Here is a 17,041-nt window from a genome sequence, read left to right as displayed (position 1 = left end):
AGATGTGTATAAGAGACAGCTATACGACCTCAAGGTCGCAAGGCAGATGATATTGAAGATGCTCTTCACTCTATGTTTTCAGCTTTACCTCCTCATATATTTAAATCGATTACTTTCGATTGTGGTAAGGAGTTCTCCAACTGGAAAACAATCTGTAATCGACACGATATTTCGATATTCTTTGCTGACCCCGGCACTCCGTCGCAACGTGGATTGAATGAACATTCTAACGGGATACTTAGACGCAGTGAATTAGAAAAAGAATTAGACTTTAGTTCAGTCACTGATGATCATATCATTAATGTTGCTCAAAATATTAATCATCGTCCGAAAAAATCACTGGGCTATAAAACACCATTGGAAGTATTTATAACTTTCATCGAAGATGAGAAATTGTCTAGCTTATTTTGACAAACGAAAATATAACATGAACTTATTAAGTCTAGGGGTATTAGCGGGGTATTATTCATGCAAAAAACATATAAAAAAGCACCTCTCGAATATTTTCGAGAAGTGCTGTAAACATTGATATAACAATGATATTAACGTTTTGAGAACTGTGGTGAACGACGAGCGCCTTTAAGACCTGGCTTCTTACGTTCAAAAAACTTTAGGATTTCGTACAGTTGTATAGACTATCGTAAGCATTGATATTAAAGGATTTCTGATTTTTTCGATTGCATAGAATAGCGCCAAATATCACTCAGGGGTAACTAAAGGGTAACTAAATAAACTGCTGGCCGGTGGTTATTTCAATTTTCTTTTTCAACTGGAATCCAAAGTTCCATACTATAATTTTCTTTTTTCATATCTCCTTCAAAATATACTTCTAAATCTGGTTTGCCAGAATGACGGTATCCTTCTTCAGGAAAGAAAACTTCCATTGCGTATTTCCAGCCTTCTTGTATACATTCTGGAACTTTGCCTTTTAATTTAATAATAGCATATTCTGTTTCTTCAATTTCCATAAAATCTAAATTCATTTTTTTATCAATCTCACTCTTTCTAATATCATATGAAGCCATATAATTTAATTTATTCGCTTCATTTGTTATCAAGCATACTCCATATGATTTTCCATTACCAAAATGAGATAATTCTTTATGACTATACCTTTTATATAGCTCTAACCATGCATTTGAACATTGTTCAGCATCAATATTTTCTAAAAGAACACCACAAACATAAATTGATTTTTTTCTTTGGATAGTAACCTCCATGTCTTTACCACCTCTAACACTGAGGGATAATTGTATAGGTGATATGACTTTATAAGCTAAACCTCTTCTAACGTCACTCGGTGTAACACCATGAAATAATTTAAACGCATGAGTGAAAGCATCAGAAGATTCATAACCATATTTTATGGCTACATCAATTATTTTTATATCTGAACTCCTTATTTCTATTGCAGCTTTAGACAATTTTCTTAATCGCATATATTCAGATAAAGTCATATTCGTTAAAATTGAAAATAATCTACTGAACATTGCATACGAATAAGTTGATAATCGAGTAATTTCAGCTTCATCAATTTCATCATCAAGAACATTTTCAATATAACGAATGGTATCGTTAAATGATTTAATGATTACCATAAACAATCTCCTTGCTTTATCTATTTTATTGCTTAACTGGTACCATTATATCAAGAATATTTCTAGCTTTATACTGTTCAATGAAGGGTAATGACCAATCAATTTGTTGATTATAGTTACTTATAAGCAAATTATAAGCAGGACCTATTTTCTCATAAAGTTCAGGAGGCTCATAATTTAAACGTAATCTCATAAAAGTACCTCCTTCAAACATAAAAGTTTCAAATCCAAATGTATCTCCATTATCTTCTTCTTTAACAATCGAACACATTCGATATTTGTTTTTTTCATCATAATCTAAACCTAAAAGCTTACGCCCTGTAAGAGATGGAAATTTCGCTTCAAATTCCGGCCAACCTTTCTGCTGATCTTCTATGCTATTGTCAATCTCTGAATAAATTAAATGAAACTTATCTATTTGAACTTTCTGTACATTACCTAATTCTGTTTTTAATATTTCATTCATAGTTTTTCCTCCTCATAATTAATACATAACTGTTTAAACTTATTATCTAATATTGATATTTCTTTTAAAGTATTTGATAATTTCTTGAACTCTTTATTCACACTTTCAATATGTGCTTTACTAAAATTGATTGCTATCTTTTCTTTAATCAATGCCTTCTCTTTATCAAAATCTCTTAAAAAATTACTTATATAAAGATTTCTAACAGATGCCAATCTAAAACTAAAGTATTTATGCATTTCTTCTTGCATTTCATTTAGACCATTTTGAAATATTGCTTCTGCATAATTTTCTATTACATTTTCTTCACTATGCATATATCTAGTTTTGATAATACTTATTGCCGAATTATATATCTTTCTATCACAAGGTTCTGATACTTTTTTTAAGTTGCCCCACATTGAAAAAGATCCACGTTTATATTCAATATTTTTAGCTTCCCAAGATTTAATAAACTCTTTAAGAGGCACTTTCATAAATGGAAATCCTGCCGGATCATGTAAATAGATATTACTTTCTACAAATTTCGTTATACATACAAAGTGATCGACACCTAATAAATTACTATGATTTGGATTATATTTTAAATACCCCATATCTATTGGCCCAGCAATTACACTTCCATTTTCCAAATATTTATTGAGTTTTTGTATTACTTCATCCAAAACAAAATTCTCAATATCTTCTAAATAATACTCCTTATAACCATATCCCAAAATATCTAAAGTATTAGAAATTGATTTATCCGGTAATCCATTATCAAAGTATACCAATGGATGTTGCAAGTCATCATTTACTAAAGTCGCTCCATTTCCCATAGACATAATAGCTTCAATGTACTCAATAGTGTATTCATATCCATATGATTCCAATAACATCAACAAAGAATTACTATAACACAATGATGCATCGCCAAAATATTTCATACCATCCCTCCATATATACATCATATAAAGTAATAGAAAAATATTATCTATTATATTTGTACAGAAATTATAGGAAGGAAGTTAATTTAATATTCAATAAGTATATACACATTCAAAAAATTTGTAATATGTATAAATCCCAGAGAAAAACCAGGTCATTTCATATAGTTTCAAACAGTTTCATATCATTAATTTTTAAGCAGGCTTCACACAAAATAGTTCCCCTAGGGGTAACTAAAAGGTAATTGAAAACATCAATAAAACCACAAAAAAGCACTCTTTGGAATAATCCAAAGAGTGCTGTAAACGTTGATATAACAACGATATTAACGTTTTGAGAATTGTGGTGAACGACGAGCACCTTTAAGACCTGGTTTTTTACGTTCAAAAAACTTTAGGGTTTCGTACAGTTGTATAGACTATCGTAAGCCTTGATATTAAAGGATTTCTAATTTTTTCAATTGCATAGAATTGCATCAAATATCACTCAGGGGTAACTAAAGGGTAACTAAATAAACTGCTGGCCGGTAGTAAATATCAATGGCATTTAATAATACAACTATTCTAAAATTAATTACGTATAATAATATAATTATACATTAGCTTTCAGTTTTATTATCTATTTCATAACTTATTTTTTAACTGTTGAAAATACGAGATGACTTTTTGTGTGACCATATGGTTGTAATACATCTATAAATGATTCGACCTGTTCCATATCTTCAAACAATACTTTAAAAATATAGCATGCTTCACCAGATATTCTATAACAAAAATCAATATTTTTTTGATTCATTACAAATGCTTTAAAGTCATCATATCTATTATTTTTAATTACAATCTCAACAATCATTTCAATGGTATATCCTAATTTTTTATAATCAATATCAATCGTATAATACTTTATAACACCTTGTTCTTCTAATTTTTTTACTCTTTCTCTTACTGCTGGTGGTGAAAGGTTTACTCTTCTACCTAGATCATTCATAGTAATCCTGCTATTTTCAGTTAAAATTTCTAGGATATTGTCATTTATTAAGTCATTCATATAAAATACCTCCTTTTCAAAAGTAAAACATCAAAATTTCAATGTTATTCATATTTAAATTAAATAATAACATCGTTATGATATATGTATTATATCTATAAGGAGATGTCATATGGAAGCACTATTAGTCATTGATGTACAAAAAACATTTAATCACGAAAAATTTGGAAAACGAAATAATCCTGATGCCGAAAATAATATGGTAATGATTATTGATTATTTTAGAAATCAGAACAATGAAGTCATACATATTCAGCATGTATCTGATAATCCTATTTCACTTTTTCACAAAGATAACTTACAAGATTTTATAAATGGATTTGAACCTTTAATGCATGAGAAAGTTTTTAGAAAGACTGTTAATAGTGCATTTATCGGGACAACCTTACTTGAATATTTACAAAGCAAAAGTATCAAATCTTTAACAATTATTGGACTAACCTTACCACACTGTGTTTCGACAACTACAAGAATGGCTCAAAATTTTGGATTTAATGTTACTTTAATTAGTGATGCAACAGCATCATTTGATCTGTTAGATTATCATGGAAAGTTACAAAAAGCTGAAGATATTCATCATTACAATTTAACTGCACTGCATGATGAATTTGCGAATGTAATTGATACACAAACATTATTGGGTAACTAAAAGGTAACTGAATCCATCAATAAAAATGCAAAAAAAGCTCTCTCCAACATGAGTTGGAAAGTGCTTTAAACTTGCAACAGCTGCTGCCTAACATTTTGTGAACTGCTTTGAACGACTGATACCTTAGACCAGCGTTTTTTACGTTAAAAACTTTAGGGTTTCGTACAGCTGTATATACTGTCGCAAACCTTGATATTAAAGGATTTCTAATATTTCTTCCGAAACTGAAGATAGGAATAGTATTAATTCTTTGCTATACCTAGATGTTGTTTGCGGTCCAATCTCGGTCCAAATGTTAGTACTAAATGATCTGCAGATCAGTGCTAAGTGCTTTAATTAACAACCTACATCTTTAAACTAATAACCTAATAATAACCTAACTTATTCACACTAAAAGCTCATAATATCAATATTTCAAGGTATTAATAACCTAATTTCTTATTTTTAATAACCTAATTAATTCAATTTAGGTTACTGCTTTATCCACCCTGAACCTGAACCTCTGCCTGTTGATTTAATTTTCCCACTTCTAGATAACGACTGTAAAAGATTATCAACCTTTTTCATTTTTTGCTGTTTATCTAGGACATTAGGTAGTTTATCTTCTAATAAAGAAAAAATTTCTTGTTTAGTACTTTTAGGATACTTTTCCAGCATAGTTACAATCATGGCCTTGTAATAATCATTATTTAATCCAGCATCTTTCAAATATTCGTTCTTTTTTCCTGTTAGATTAGCTACATGTGAAGCTATTATAATATTAGGATATCTACCTTCAATTAATTTTTGTTTTCTTAGATTATCAGCATCTCTTTTATCAATGCGAACGTTCTTTTGAACTTTATCTAATAGCATAACATCTCTCAAAGATAAATCACTATTTTGTACCAATAACTTAGTATAATTTTCATCAATTATTTCCCCAAAGATTGTTACTTGAACTTTTGGATTTAAAGCACCTTTATCAGTAATATCATAAGTTGGTAAAGGGAACGTTCTCTTCATTTGAATATTCATCATTTTTTTAATACCACTACCGATAGTATCTATCATATTTAAAGACACCATAGCATCTGCTAAAAACTGGTTTCTGTATATTTCGCTTGGTGTATCTGAATTTATCACATATTCTATTGATTCTGGTAAGAATTCACCGACATTTGATATAACCACTTTATTTGGATATTCAACAAGATTAATCTTACCATTCAATGTATAATCTTGATGCGCTATAGCATTATTCAATGATTCACGAAGTACGTATGAATCATATTTCTTAGTTTCTGTTGGAAATATAGAGTCATCAGCAATATATCGATAATTTAAATTTCTTATTTTGTTATAAATTTTATCTATATTAATTAACATTGGTGCTGAAAAATGTTCATAGTCGATTTCGATATTATCTTGATCTTTCAATATCCATGATACATTTATTTGTGCATTATTTAATAGTGAAGTTGACTCAGGATTACCTAATAGAATAATAGCAGTATTAGTAATCTTTGATTTCAATGTTATTTTAGCTTTATTAAGAAACGTAACATCATCCCAATCATCAACTTCATCAGCTAGACTACTATTTTTTACTTTATATTTTTCACGTGCCATTTTAATTGCTTCTTTACTTAAGTCTTCGATAGTAGCATCTTCAACAATCATTTTAGACCAATCTTCTGAAGTTTGGTTATATATTTTTTTCATTTCATAGGTAGACAGCGTATCAATTGATTCACCTGTTCTTCCATACGCTCTACCCTGATATGTAGTAGGAAGTCCTTTTAAAGCAGCTGGAATTCCGAAAAAGATAACTCTTTTCCCTTTAATAACTTTCTCAGTAACCTCAGTAAAAGAAAGATTATTACTCATTTCTTCTTTTAATTCCTGTTTCATTTTATTCATAGCTTCACTTTCTTTTTTAAATTGAGTACCCACAATGAATTTATCTGTTCCTCTGTATGTTTTAGGATCATTAACTCCAAAGACAAGCCAAGCTACTTCTTTCCCATTTAAATTTGCTTCATTACTTAATGCAGAAAAATACTTACCAAATGTATGGATCTTAAAATTATTTTGGGCAGCTTTAAATTCTATTGTTTCATTTTCTGTTGAATTGTATAAAATATCTTCAAATTTCTTTTCTAACATTCTCATAACTCCCCACCATATATTTATAAGTATTATACAATAACTAATTTGTAAAGACAGTGTTTGAATCCCTGAGAAAAACCAGGTCATTTCATGTGGTGTCATACAGTTTCATATCATTAAATCTTAATCAAGCTTCACACAAAATAGTTCCCCAAGGGGTAACTAAATGGTATCTAAACACCTCTATAAAAATACAAAAAAACACTCTTTGGAATAATCCAAAGAGTGTTGTAAACGCTGATATAACAACGATATTAACGTTTTGAGAACTGTGGTGAACGACGAGCGCCTTTAAGACCAGGTTTTTTACGTTCTTTCATACGTGGGTCACGTGTTAACATACCCGCGCGTTTTAATGAACCACGGTATTCTGGATCTGCTTCTAATAAAGCACGTGAGATACCATGACGGATAGCTTGTGCTTGACCAGTTAATCCTCCACCATTAACGTTTACTAAAACATCGTAGTTACCTTTAGTTTCAGTGATATCGAATGGTTGGTTTAAGTCTAAAATTAATGATTCAAATGGTAGGTAGTCACGTACGTCACGTCCATTGATAGTGATGTTTCCTTCACCAGGAATTAAACGAACACGTGCTACTGAATGTTTACGACGGCCTGTGCCTTTATATTCAACTTGTGCCAATGTATTGTCCTCCTCTTAATTAACCACGTAACTCGTAGTTTTCAGGTTGTTGTGCTGTATGTGGATGCTCAGCTCCAGCATATACGTGTAACTTCTTGAACATTTTGTCTCCTAAAGAACCTTTAGGTAACATACCTTTGATTGAAGTTTCCATTAAACGCACTGGGTTTTTCTCGCGTAATTCACCAGCAGAGATTGATTTAATTCCGCCTGGGTGATTTGAGTGACGGTAGTAAATTTTGTCTTCAGCTTTGTTACCTGATAAGTAAATTTTCTCAGCGTTGATTAAGATCACGTGATCTCCACAGTCAACGTGTGGTGTGAATGTTGGTTTATGTTTACCGCGTAAGATTGATGCAACTTCAGATGAAAGGCGACCCATAGTCTTACCTTCAGCATCAATTACGTACCATTTGCGGTCAATGTTTGATTCGTTTGCCATGAATGTTTGACGCATTATATTTTCCTCCTAAAATAAAAAAAGTTCCCTCTAAATCCTGTCTATATATCTGTAACACAATAAGTTTCCGGGGCTTATTGTCGTGGTTGATATTAAACAATACCGTTGTTTATCTTATAACATTTAGAGGGTGTTTGTCAATGGTATTCCTATAATTTATGTGTTTATTTTTCATTTTTCGTTAAAGTTGTTCGCCGTTCATCTTGTGTTTCTGATTTTTAAAGATAATGGCTGTGCCTTGTGGTATATCTTGCTTTAATGTTTCAGTGTCGAGATAGATTTTCTCCAGATAGAGTCCTTCTGCCGGGGCGGTCTTGCCTGCTTTTGTTCGATCTTGCGCCTGAATGATTGCAGGGATACTGTCGCCATCTTTTTGTCCTGTGCCGACGTCGATTAAATATTGCACCATGATGCGTACCATATTGTAGAGGAAGCCGCTTCCGATAACATAGAAATCATAGCCTTCTGCTGTCTCAGTGACTTCAAAACGATAGAGTGTGCGTTCTTTGTTCTCTATTTCTGTCTTTGCTGAACAGAATGATGTAAAGTCATGCGTGCCAAGAAAGTGTTGTGCTGCGTCGTTCATTCTCTTAACGTCTAGTTTTGTCTTAATATGTGTTATCTGTCCGCTATGCATGACATTGCGATGTTCTGCAACGTATACTTTATAGCGATATGCTTTGCCGATACAGTCGTATCGTGAATGGAAATGTTCACTGATCTTCGTTACTTGTGTAATGTATATATCGTCAGGTAATGCGGAATTAAAGGCATGCTGCCACTTTGATTCCGGGATTGAGAGCGGTGTATCAAAGTGAACGTATTGCATTCGTGCGTGCACACCTTTGTCCGTACGTGATGACGGGTGTATTCGGACAAATTGTTTGTGCATGCGTTTTAATATGCGTTCTAACTCATATTGTACGGTGCGTCCTTCGTTTTGTATCTGAAATCCTTGAAAGTTCGCACCATTATATTGTAGTTGTAATAATATGCGTTCCATAATATGCTCCTAGTTTTTTAAATAGAGGATGAGTAGTGTTATCGGTATAAGTGTTAAGAGTGACAACGTGTCATATGTATGCCAGTCGAGCTTACGATATTTTGTACGACCAACATCCCCTTTATAACCTCTCACTTCCATTGCGATGGCTAAGTCTTCTGCGCGTTTAAATGCAGACACAAAGAGTGGTACAAGTAATGGGATCACGGCTTTAATACGCTCTTTAAGCGTTCCTGCTGTCATATCACTGCCACGCGACATTTGTGCTTTCATCACTTTTTGTGTTTCATCCATAAGCGTTGGTATAAAACGCAGCGCAATACTCATCATCAGCGCCAGTTCATGAACCGGGAGTTTCAGTTTCTTAAATGGTTTTAGTAGAGATTCTATTGCATCTGTGAGTTCAATCGGGCTCGTCGTCAGTGTCATAATCGTTGTTAAGAAGATAATAAGTATAAAGCGTAAACTAATCATAATACCCATTATTACTCCTTGTGACTGAATGTTAATGATGCCGTAATCAACGAGTGTCGCACCACCTTTCGTTAAGAAGACGTGCATGAGCAATGTAAAGATGAGTAAGAATAGTATTGGTTTTAGTCCATTGAATAAAAACATAAACGATAAGTTGGACGCCTTCAGTATGATGAATATCAGGATAATGCCTACTGCATAGGTCTGCCAGTTATTCATCAAGAAAATTAAGATCATCATTATAAAGACGAAGACCATCTTCATGCGTGGATCTAACCGGTGCACAAAGCTCTGCAAAGGCACAAAGCGTCCAAGAATCATCTTATCAAGCATTGGATTCCCTCCAGTTCTTATACATATCAGCAAACGTTTCTATATCGAGTGCAAGCTTCGGAAACTTTATATTATGTTTCGCTTCAACTTGTCGTTGCAACGTAACGATATGTGGTGGATGGATATCATAATATGATAGATCTTTGCTGAATATTGCTTCAGGTGTCCCTTCATCAACAACAGTGCCTTGATGCATAACGTAAAGATAGTCACAACGCGCTGCCTGCTCCATCTGGTGGGTCACAAGTATGACGGTAATATTTAGTTCACGCTGTAATCGATGAAACATATCCATAATTTCCTGCTGTCCTTTCGGGTCGAGACCCGCAGTAGGTTCATCAAGAATCAGCACATCCGGGTTCATTGCAAGTACACCCATTATCGCAATACGTCTCATTTGTCCTCCTGAGAGCTCAAACGGGCTTTTATTTAATATGGACTCATCCATACCAAATTGTTTTACGAGCTCGTATGCACGTGCTTTAGCGTCTTCTGGGGCTACTCCGTAGTTGAGAGGTCCAAACATAATATCTTTTAGCACAGTTTCTTCAAATAATTGCTGTTCAGCAAATTGAAAGACCATTCCTACTTTTTTTCGGATTGGTTTTAAGTATTTATTCTTTGTCTTATCCGTGATGGTTAGTCCATCTATCGTAATACTGCCTTCAGTCGGCTTAACGAGCGCATTGAAATGCTGAATAACGGTCGACTTTCCAGAACCTGTGTGGCCGATCATGCCATAAAACATACGTGCTTCAATATGCATATCGATATTATAGAGGGCACGTACTTCAAATGGAGTGCCTTTTGAATAATAATAGCCTAAGTTATTTAATGTAATCGTCATAGTTTATTCAGCAGCTCCATTTCTGTAACAAACGCATCTTCGTTAAAAATCAATCGATTCAGTTTCATCTCAAATGGCAGATCAAGACCAATAGTTATTAAAGTCTCACTATGAGCATATATTTCTTCAGGTGTACCGCATAAAACAAGCGCACCTTTATTCATCACCAAAATACGATCACTATCAAGCGTTTCTTCTAGGTGATGCGTAATATGTATCACTGTTAAGTTCTTCTCACGTTGTAATTTACGAATCACTTCTAATATTTCTATTCTGCCTTCAGGATCCAGCATACTTGTCGCTTCATCTAATATAATAATATCTGGACTCAATGCAATAACACCTGCAATTGCAACACGCTGTTTCTGCCCACCAGATAAGTGATGGGGCTCATGTGTTAAATATGCACCCATATCGACATCATTCAATGCCTCCAGAACGCTTTTATGCATTTCATCGTAAGGAATACCATAGTTCTCCAGTCCAAACGCAACATCATCTTCAACAGTTGCACCAACGAATTGATTGTCTGGATTTTGAAATACGATTCCAATCTTTTCGTGAACATCGCTAAACGTATCTTCTGTCACATTGATGCCATCTATATAGACTTCACCTTCAGTGACTGGCATGATTGCACCCATAAGTTTAAGTAACGTAGACTTCCCGGATCCGTTATGTCCTACGATGGATATCCACTCGCCATGTTCAATGGTAAACGACACATCGTTCAATACTTGTGGGCCATCTTCATAACGATAAGATAAATGATTTACTACGACCGCAGACTGCATATTGTCACCTCGAATCTTTTTCATTAGTATAACATGCTATATTCTCTGTTAAACATCCATCAGACATTTAACACAAAAAATAGCTATATAAAACAAAAAACCCGGGATGCCAGGTTTAATGAAAAAAAGCGCGCACCCTGCCAGTTGAGTTCACGCATGTGGTTATTCAATTTGGCAGGCTACTCTGAGCTAGACAATATCTGTGTGTGGCAAACATTATCGTTGCACTCATTTGCTTAAAGTGTGTGTATGTGTAAGATAAGTGAATCCATATTCTTGATAATTTACTGATTAAACTAACTCGATGATTACCATTTCTGAACCGTCTCCACGACGTGGTCCAACTTTCATCGTTCTAGTGTATCCACCTTGACGCTCAGTGTAACGTGGCGCGATATCAGTGAATAATTTTTGAATTGCAAATTGTGTAGTTTCGTCTTCGTTTAAGATTTCAACACGACGTAATACAGTAGCTGCTTGACGACGCGCATGTAAATCTCCACGTTTACCTAAAGTAATTAATTTTTCTACGATTTTACGTAATTCTTTTGCACGCGCTTCAGTCGTTTCGATACGCTCGTTAACGATTAAAGAAGTTGCTAAGTCGCGTAACATCGCTTTACGTTGATCAGACGTACGTCCTAATTTTCTGTAACCCATGAATCGTAACCTCCTTTATCAGTCTTCTTTTCTTAATCCAAGACCTAAGTCTTCTAATTTAAACTTAACTTCTTCTAAAGACTTGCGTCCTAAGTTACGAACTTTCATCATATCAGCTTCTGATTTGTCAGCTAATTCCTGAACAGAATTAATACCTGCACGTTTCAGACAGTTATAAGAACGAACTGATAAATCAAGTTCTTCTATAGACATCTCTAGAACTTTTTCTTTGTGATCTTCTTCTTTTTCAATCATGATTTCAGCATTTTGTGCTTCATCAGTTAAATCAACGAAGATATTTAAATGTTCTGTCATAATCTTAGCACCTAAAGAAATTGCTTCTTGTGGTGTTATTGATCCGTCAGTCCATACATCTAAAGTTAATTTGTCAAAGTTCGTACTTTGACCTACACGTGTATTCTCAACTTGATAGTTTACACGCTCAACTGGTGTGTAGATTGAATCAACTGGAATAACCCCAATTGGTAAATCACTTGTATTATTATCTTCAGCTAAAGTATAACCGCGCCCTGCATTAGCAATTAAACGCATTTTTAAGTGTCCACCTTTAGATACTGTTGCAATTTTTAAATCTGGATTTAAAATCTCAACATCGCTGTCGTGCATGATATCTTTAGCAGTAACGACACCTTCATCTTTAACATCGATTTCTAACGTTTTATCTTCATCAGAATAGATTTTAAGCGCTAGCTTCTTTATGTTCATGATAATTGATGTAACATCTTCAACAACGTTTTCAATTGCTGAAAATTCATGTAATACGCCTTCGATTTCAATGTTCTTAACAGCCGCACCTGGTAATGAAGATAATAAGATACGACGTAAGGAGTTTCCTAATGTTGTACCATAACCACGTTCTAACGGTTCAACTACGAATTTACCGAATTTAGAATCTTCACTAATTTCTACTGTCTCAATTCTAGGCTTTTCGATTTCAATCATTATATATCCTCCTTCAACAACGTCGAATAATTTTTTTAGTCCTATATACTATTATAAGTGTCTTTGATACTAATTCAAAATTATACGCGACGACGTTTCGGTGGACGACAACCGTTATGTGGAACTGGAGTAACGTCTTTAATTGCTGTAATTTCTAATCCAGCTGATTGTAACGCACGAATTGCTGCTTCACGACCTTGACCAGGTCCTTTAACAGTTACTTCTACAGTTTTTAAGCCATGTTCCATCGCTGCTTTAGAAGCAGTTTCTGAAGCCATTTGAGCTGCGAATGGTGTAGATTTACGAGAACCTCTGAAACCTAATGCACCAGCAGATGACCATGATAAAGCATTACCGAATTCATCAGTAATTGTTACGATTGTATTGTTGAATGTTGAACGGATGTGTGCAACACCGTTTTCAATATTCTTTTTCACTCTACGCTTACGTGATACTTGTTTACGTGCCATTTAGCTCACTCCTTTACTTATTATTTCTTCTTGTTAGCCACAGTCTTAACTGGACCTTTACGAGTACGTGCATTGTTTTTAGTATTTTGTCCACGTGTTGGTAAACCACGACGGTGACGGATACCTCTATATGATGCAATCTCCATTAAACGTTTGATGTTTAAGTTCACTTCACGACGAAGATCCCCTTCTACTTTGTATCCATCAACGATTTCACGGATTCTACCTAACTCGTCTTCTGTTAAATCGCGCACACGAGTATCTTCAGAAACATTAGCTTCTGCTAGAATTTTTTGTGCCGAAGTTCTACCAATACCATAAATGTAAGTTAATGCGATAACTACGCGTTTCTCACGTGGTACGTCTACACCTGCGATACGTGCCATTTATTACACCTCCATTTTCTTATCCTTGTTTTTGTTTGTGTTTCGGATTTTCACAAATTACCATTACTTTACCTTTTCTGCGAATAACTTTACATTTTTCACAAATGGGTTTAACTGATGGTCTTACTTTCATGTTTCTTACCTCCTAATTTAATATTGGAGTTCTTATTATTTATAACGATACGTAATGCGTCCACGAGTTAAGTCGTAAGGACTCATTTCTACTGTTACTTTGTCGCCAGGTAGAATACGGATATAGTTCATACGAATTTTACCGCTAACATGCGCTAAGATCTCATGACCATTTTCTAATTCTACTTTAAACATTGCATTTGGTAAAGTATCAAGTACAGTACCTTCTAATTCAATTACATCTTGTTTAGCCATTATCAAATTCCCCCTTTTTATCAAGATTCCGAAATTCGAGCGGTATATTTTTGCAAAACGTAACGTAATTTAGCGTCTGTTACAAAACCTGTTTCAGAAATACTCGATTTAATTTCAGGTGAGATAACATCACTTAGTATTAAATGCGACAGGTTCTTTTTCTTAGGATGTTTCATCTTCCGTTTATCTCCATCTGCAACAAGTACAAATCGTTGATCAATAATAGAAATAATTACTCCATATAGTCCTTTGTCTTTGCCACGACTTATCGTGACAATTTGACCAATGTTCGCTTGATTCAAACTGATCACATCCACGCTTGTATCTCACCAAAGAGGTGAATTCTAGGTAAACGATTAAAGCTTTTGTAATACAGCTTCAACTTCAGCAGTTACGTCCTTAATATCTTTCGAACCGTCAATATTAAATAATACACCTTGTTCAGTGTAAAAATCAACAAGAGGTTTCGTTTGTTTGATGTTAACATCTAAACGATTTCGAACTGTTTCAGGATTGTCATCTGCACGTTGATATAATTTACCACCGTCGATATCACAGATACCTTCTACTTTAGGTGGATTAAATACTAAATGATAAGTTGTTCCACAGGTTTCACAAATACGTCGTCCTGTCAGACGATTCATCAACTCTTCTTCTTGAACATCAATATTAACAACTGCTTCGATCTTGCGATCAGCTTCTGCTAAAATATCATTCAATGCAACAGCTTGTTCAACTGTTCTTGGAAAACCATCAAGTAGAAATCCGCGCTTAGCATCTTCTTCTAATAATCTTTCACGAACGATACCAATTGTCACTTCATCAGGAACAAGTTCACCGTTGTCCATAAAGCTTTTTGCCTTTTGTCCAAGTTCGGTGTTGTTCTTGATAGCAGCTCTAAACATATCTCCAGTAGAAATATGGGGAATCGGGTATTTCTTAATAATTTCACTCGCTTGAGTTCCTTTACCTGCTCCAGGTAAGCCCATTAAAATGATATTCATAAAATGCCCTCCAGACATTAATGTCTTTTGAATCCTCTATATTCACGCTGACCAAGTTGAGCTTTTAATTGTGCAATTGTTTCTAACGCTACCCCGATTACGATTAATAAACTTGTACCACCAATGCGTAGTGCCTGTGGTAGATTTAAGAAATCAGAAACGAGTAAAGGTAATACTGCAATTGCAGCTAAGAAAATTGACCCAACGAAAGTTAAGCGATAAAGAACTCTCGTAATATACTTTTGTGTGTTCTTACCAGGACGAATACCTGGTACGTAACTACCTTGCTTTCTTAAATTATCTGCCATCTGTTCAGGATTAACCTGTACAAACGCATAAAAATAAGCAAATAAAATAATTAGGATCACATAAACAACCATACCAATTGGTTGTGCCGGATCAGAATGTGTTGCTAACGTCTTCGCCCACTCAGCTTTAGGGAACAATAACTGTAACGTCTTTGGTAGCATAAAGAATGCCATTGCAAAGATTACTGGAATAACACCTGCTGAATTTACTTTTAAAGGTAAGAAAGTCGCTTGTGGTGCTAAACGATTTGTTGTTGTTCTTTTTGCATATTGAATAGGAATCTTACGTATAGCTTGTAAGAAGAATACAGCAATTGCAGTTAAGATAATCATACCAACTAAGATTCCGATTGCTTCTATAATCGCCATCGTCGTGTCATCAGCACCTACAAAACGTTGTTGATAATACTGAGTTAAAGATGATGGAATAGATGATAATATACCACCGAAGATAATAATTGAGATACCATTACCTACACCACGGACTGTAATTTGTTCTCCTAACCACATTAAGAATGCAGTACCAGCTGTTAATACTATAGCGATAAGTAGGAAGTTCCATACGTTTGAGTTGGTGATCAACTGACCCCCAAGCATATTGTTGAAACTATAGCTCATACCAAATCCTTGAATAAAAGCCAATATAATCGTGAAGTAACGTGTAAATTGCGTTAGCTTTTTACGACCCACTTCACCTTGCTTTGACCATTCTGTGAATTTCGGTACAACATCCATCTGTAATAACTGTACTACGATTGATGCAGTGATATAAGGCATAATCCCCATCGCGAGTATTGAGAAGTTTTTAAGTGCACCACCACCAAAGGTATTGAACAAATCAGTGATACCTTTGTTGGTTTGACTTTCAAATGCTGATGGATTAACACCAGGCACCGGAATATAAGTTCCGATTTTAAAGATGATTAACATTGCGAGTGTAAACATGATCTTGCTACGAATTTCTTTAGTTCTAAAGAAATTGATTAATGTTCTGAACATTAGATCACCTCAGTTGTTCCGCCCTTACCTTCGATTGCTTCTTTAGCAGAAGCTGAGAATTTGTGAGCTTTTACTGTTAATTTCTTAGATAATTCACCGTTTCCTAATACTTTGATTCCAGATTTTTCGTTAGAAACAACACCTGTTTCAATTAATAATGCTGGAGTAATCTCTGTACCATCTTCGAAACGATTTAATTGATCTAAGTTAACAATCGCATAATCTTTACGGTTGATGTTAGTAAATCCACGTTTTGGTAAACGACGGAATAAAGGTAATTGTCCACCTTCGAAACCTAAGCGTACGCCTCCACCTGAACGAGCCTTTTGCCCTTTGTGTCCACGACCACTTGTTTTACCATTACCTGAAGCCATACCACGACCAACGCGGTTGCGTTCTTTACGAGCACCTTCAACTGGTTTCATTTCATGTAATTTCATTTCGGCACCTCCTTTTATTGATAATTAT

General features: G+C 34.4%; 24 protein-coding genes and 1 pseudogene. 2 read left to right on the top strand and 23 right to left on the bottom strand.

The genetic code is table 11. From position 1 onward, the window contains the following. Nucleotides 1-21: 21 nt before the first annotated feature. Nucleotides 22-411: pseudogene (locus CD152_RS03235) on the top strand (IS30 family transposase); the annotation flags it as partial. A gap of 131 nt (nucleotides 412-542) precedes the next feature. Here CD152_RS03235 and rpsI (CD152_RS12240) read toward each other — a convergent pair. From rpsI (CD152_RS12240) to CD152_RS03215, 6 genes are all read right to left on the bottom strand, one after another. Continuing rightward, nucleotides 543-617: a 30S ribosomal protein S9 gene (gene rpsI, locus CD152_RS12240; protein WP_367304778.1), complete on the bottom strand. Its 75-nt coding sequence runs from the start codon at nucleotides 615-617 to the stop codon at nucleotides 543-545. Between the two features lie 135 nt (nucleotides 618-752). After that, a complete protein-coding gene (locus tag CD152_RS03230; protein ID WP_101152909.1) occupies nucleotides 753-1,598 on the bottom strand; it encodes an AraC family transcriptional regulator in 846 nt (281 codons plus the stop codon). A gap of 25 nt (nucleotides 1,599-1,623) precedes the next feature. After that, nucleotides 1,624-2,064, bottom strand: a complete 441-nt coding sequence (locus CD152_RS03225; protein ID WP_101152912.1) for a hypothetical protein — start codon at nucleotides 2,062-2,064, stop codon at nucleotides 1,624-1,626. Next, nucleotides 2,061-2,990 (bottom strand): hypothetical protein, encoded by a 930-nt coding sequence (locus tag CD152_RS03220; protein WP_197932702.1) that lies wholly within the window; start codon nucleotides 2,988-2,990, stop codon nucleotides 2,061-2,063. Before CD152_RS03220 ends, CD152_RS03225 begins: the two co-directional genes overlap by 4 nt. A gap of 326 nt (nucleotides 2,991-3,316) precedes the next feature. Then, complete coding sequence (rpsI, locus tag CD152_RS12235) at nucleotides 3,317-3,400, bottom strand: 30S ribosomal protein S9 (protein WP_210152996.1); 84 nt, start codon at nucleotides 3,398-3,400, stop codon at nucleotides 3,317-3,319. Between the two features lie 221 nt (nucleotides 3,401-3,621). After that, nucleotides 3,622-4,038: an Lrp/AsnC family transcriptional regulator gene (locus CD152_RS03215; protein WP_103214387.1), complete on the bottom strand. Its 417-nt coding sequence runs from the start codon at nucleotides 4,036-4,038 to the stop codon at nucleotides 3,622-3,624. 112 nt (nucleotides 4,039-4,150) lie between these two features. Here CD152_RS03215 and CD152_RS03210 point away from each other — a divergent pair, with 112 nt between their 5' ends. Then, on the top strand, nucleotides 4,151-4,687 hold the full coding sequence (locus CD152_RS03210) for a cysteine hydrolase family protein (RefSeq protein WP_103214386.1): 537 nt from the start codon (nucleotides 4,151-4,153) through the stop codon (nucleotides 4,685-4,687). A gap of 471 nt (nucleotides 4,688-5,158) precedes the next feature. On the opposite strand, the gene CD152_RS03205 is transcribed toward CD152_RS03210, so the two are convergent. The 17 genes from CD152_RS03205 to rplO form a co-directional block, all read right to left on the bottom strand. Next, the gene (locus tag CD152_RS03205; RefSeq protein WP_197932701.1) at nucleotides 5,159-6,835 is read right to left on the bottom strand and encodes an RNA-binding domain-containing protein; all 1,677 of its coding nucleotides are present in this window, start codon (nucleotides 6,833-6,835) and stop codon (nucleotides 5,159-5,161) included. A gap of 257 nt (nucleotides 6,836-7,092) precedes the next feature. After that, nucleotides 7,093-7,485 carry a 30S ribosomal protein S9 gene (gene rpsI, locus CD152_RS03200; RefSeq protein ID WP_012656136.1) on the bottom strand — a complete coding sequence of 131 codons (393 nt, stop codon included), beginning with the start codon at nucleotides 7,483-7,485 and terminating at the stop codon, nucleotides 7,093-7,095. Nucleotides 7,486-7,504: 19 nt separating this feature from the next. Then, nucleotides 7,505-7,942 carry a 50S ribosomal protein L13 gene (gene rplM, locus CD152_RS03195; protein WP_012656135.1) on the bottom strand — a complete coding sequence of 146 codons (438 nt, stop codon included), beginning with the start codon at nucleotides 7,940-7,942 and terminating at the stop codon, nucleotides 7,505-7,507. Between the two features lie 184 nt (nucleotides 7,943-8,126). After that, a complete protein-coding gene (truA, locus tag CD152_RS03190) occupies nucleotides 8,127-8,948 on the bottom strand; it encodes a tRNA pseudouridine(38-40) synthase TruA (protein WP_103214384.1) in 822 nt (273 codons plus the stop codon). A 9-nt stretch (nucleotides 8,949-8,957) separates the two neighbouring features. Then, complete coding sequence (locus CD152_RS03185; RefSeq protein ID WP_086037943.1) at nucleotides 8,958-9,755, bottom strand: energy-coupling factor transporter transmembrane component T family protein; 798 nt, start codon at nucleotides 9,753-9,755, stop codon at nucleotides 8,958-8,960. Further along, a complete protein-coding gene (locus tag CD152_RS03180) occupies nucleotides 9,748-10,602 on the bottom strand; it encodes an energy-coupling factor transporter ATPase (protein WP_103214383.1) in 855 nt (284 codons plus the stop codon). Before CD152_RS03180 ends, CD152_RS03185 begins: the two co-directional genes overlap by 8 nt. Continuing rightward, nucleotides 10,599-11,420, bottom strand: coding sequence for an energy-coupling factor transporter ATPase (locus tag CD152_RS03175; RefSeq protein ID WP_232237440.1), 822 nt, complete (start codon nucleotides 11,418-11,420; stop codon nucleotides 10,599-10,601). Before CD152_RS03175 ends, CD152_RS03180 begins: the two co-directional genes overlap by 4 nt. A gap of 267 nt (nucleotides 11,421-11,687) precedes the next feature. Continuing rightward, a complete protein-coding gene (gene rplQ, locus CD152_RS03170; protein ID WP_012656130.1) occupies nucleotides 11,688-12,056 on the bottom strand; it encodes a 50S ribosomal protein L17 in 369 nt (122 codons plus the stop codon). An 18-nt stretch (nucleotides 12,057-12,074) separates the two neighbouring features. After that, the gene (locus CD152_RS03165; RefSeq protein WP_012656129.1) at nucleotides 12,075-13,019 is read right to left on the bottom strand and encodes a DNA-directed RNA polymerase subunit alpha; all 945 of its coding nucleotides are present in this window, start codon (nucleotides 13,017-13,019) and stop codon (nucleotides 12,075-12,077) included. Nucleotides 13,020-13,099: 80 nt separating this feature from the next. After that, on the bottom strand, nucleotides 13,100-13,489 hold the full coding sequence (gene rpsK / locus CD152_RS03160; RefSeq protein ID WP_012656128.1) for a 30S ribosomal protein S11: 390 nt from the start codon (nucleotides 13,487-13,489) through the stop codon (nucleotides 13,100-13,102). A gap of 20 nt (nucleotides 13,490-13,509) precedes the next feature. Beyond that, a complete protein-coding gene (gene rpsM, locus CD152_RS03155) occupies nucleotides 13,510-13,875 on the bottom strand; it encodes a 30S ribosomal protein S13 (RefSeq protein ID WP_012656127.1) in 366 nt (121 codons plus the stop codon). 19 nt (nucleotides 13,876-13,894) lie between these two features. Continuing rightward, nucleotides 13,895-14,008 (bottom strand): 50S ribosomal protein L36, encoded by a 114-nt coding sequence (rpmJ, locus tag CD152_RS03150; protein ID WP_003156543.1) that lies wholly within the window; start codon nucleotides 14,006-14,008, stop codon nucleotides 13,895-13,897. Between the two features lie 35 nt (nucleotides 14,009-14,043). Further along, nucleotides 14,044-14,262: a translation initiation factor IF-1 gene (gene infA, locus CD152_RS03145; protein WP_001118443.1), complete on the bottom strand. Its 219-nt coding sequence runs from the start codon at nucleotides 14,260-14,262 to the stop codon at nucleotides 14,044-14,046. A gap of 20 nt (nucleotides 14,263-14,282) precedes the next feature. Beyond that, complete coding sequence (locus tag CD152_RS03140) at nucleotides 14,283-14,564, bottom strand: KOW motif-containing protein (protein ID WP_041636270.1); 282 nt, start codon at nucleotides 14,562-14,564, stop codon at nucleotides 14,283-14,285. A 54-nt stretch (nucleotides 14,565-14,618) separates the two neighbouring features. Beyond that, nucleotides 14,619-15,266 carry an adenylate kinase gene (locus CD152_RS03135; protein ID WP_012656126.1) on the bottom strand — a complete coding sequence of 216 codons (648 nt, stop codon included), beginning with the start codon at nucleotides 15,264-15,266 and terminating at the stop codon, nucleotides 14,619-14,621. Between the two features lie 17 nt (nucleotides 15,267-15,283). Continuing rightward, nucleotides 15,284-16,573 (bottom strand): preprotein translocase subunit SecY, encoded by a 1,290-nt coding sequence (secY, locus tag CD152_RS03130; RefSeq protein WP_101140691.1) that lies wholly within the window; start codon nucleotides 16,571-16,573, stop codon nucleotides 15,284-15,286. Then, entirely contained in the window at nucleotides 16,573-17,013 is a 441-nt protein-coding gene (rplO, locus tag CD152_RS03125) for a 50S ribosomal protein L15 (protein ID WP_086037937.1), read from the bottom strand. The genes secY and rplO overlap by 1 nt, the downstream gene beginning before the upstream one ends. Between the last annotated feature and the right edge of the window lie 28 nt (nucleotides 17,014-17,041).

Origin of the sequence: Macrococcoides caseolyticum (assembly GCF_002902665.1) — a bacterium.
In the GTDB taxonomy this organism is placed as follows: Bacteria; Bacillota; Bacilli; order Staphylococcales; family Staphylococcaceae; genus Macrococcoides; species Macrococcoides caseolyticum.
The sequence above is the reverse complement of the archived record's forward strand: the minus strand, read 5'-3'. Positions and strand labels throughout refer to the sequence as shown.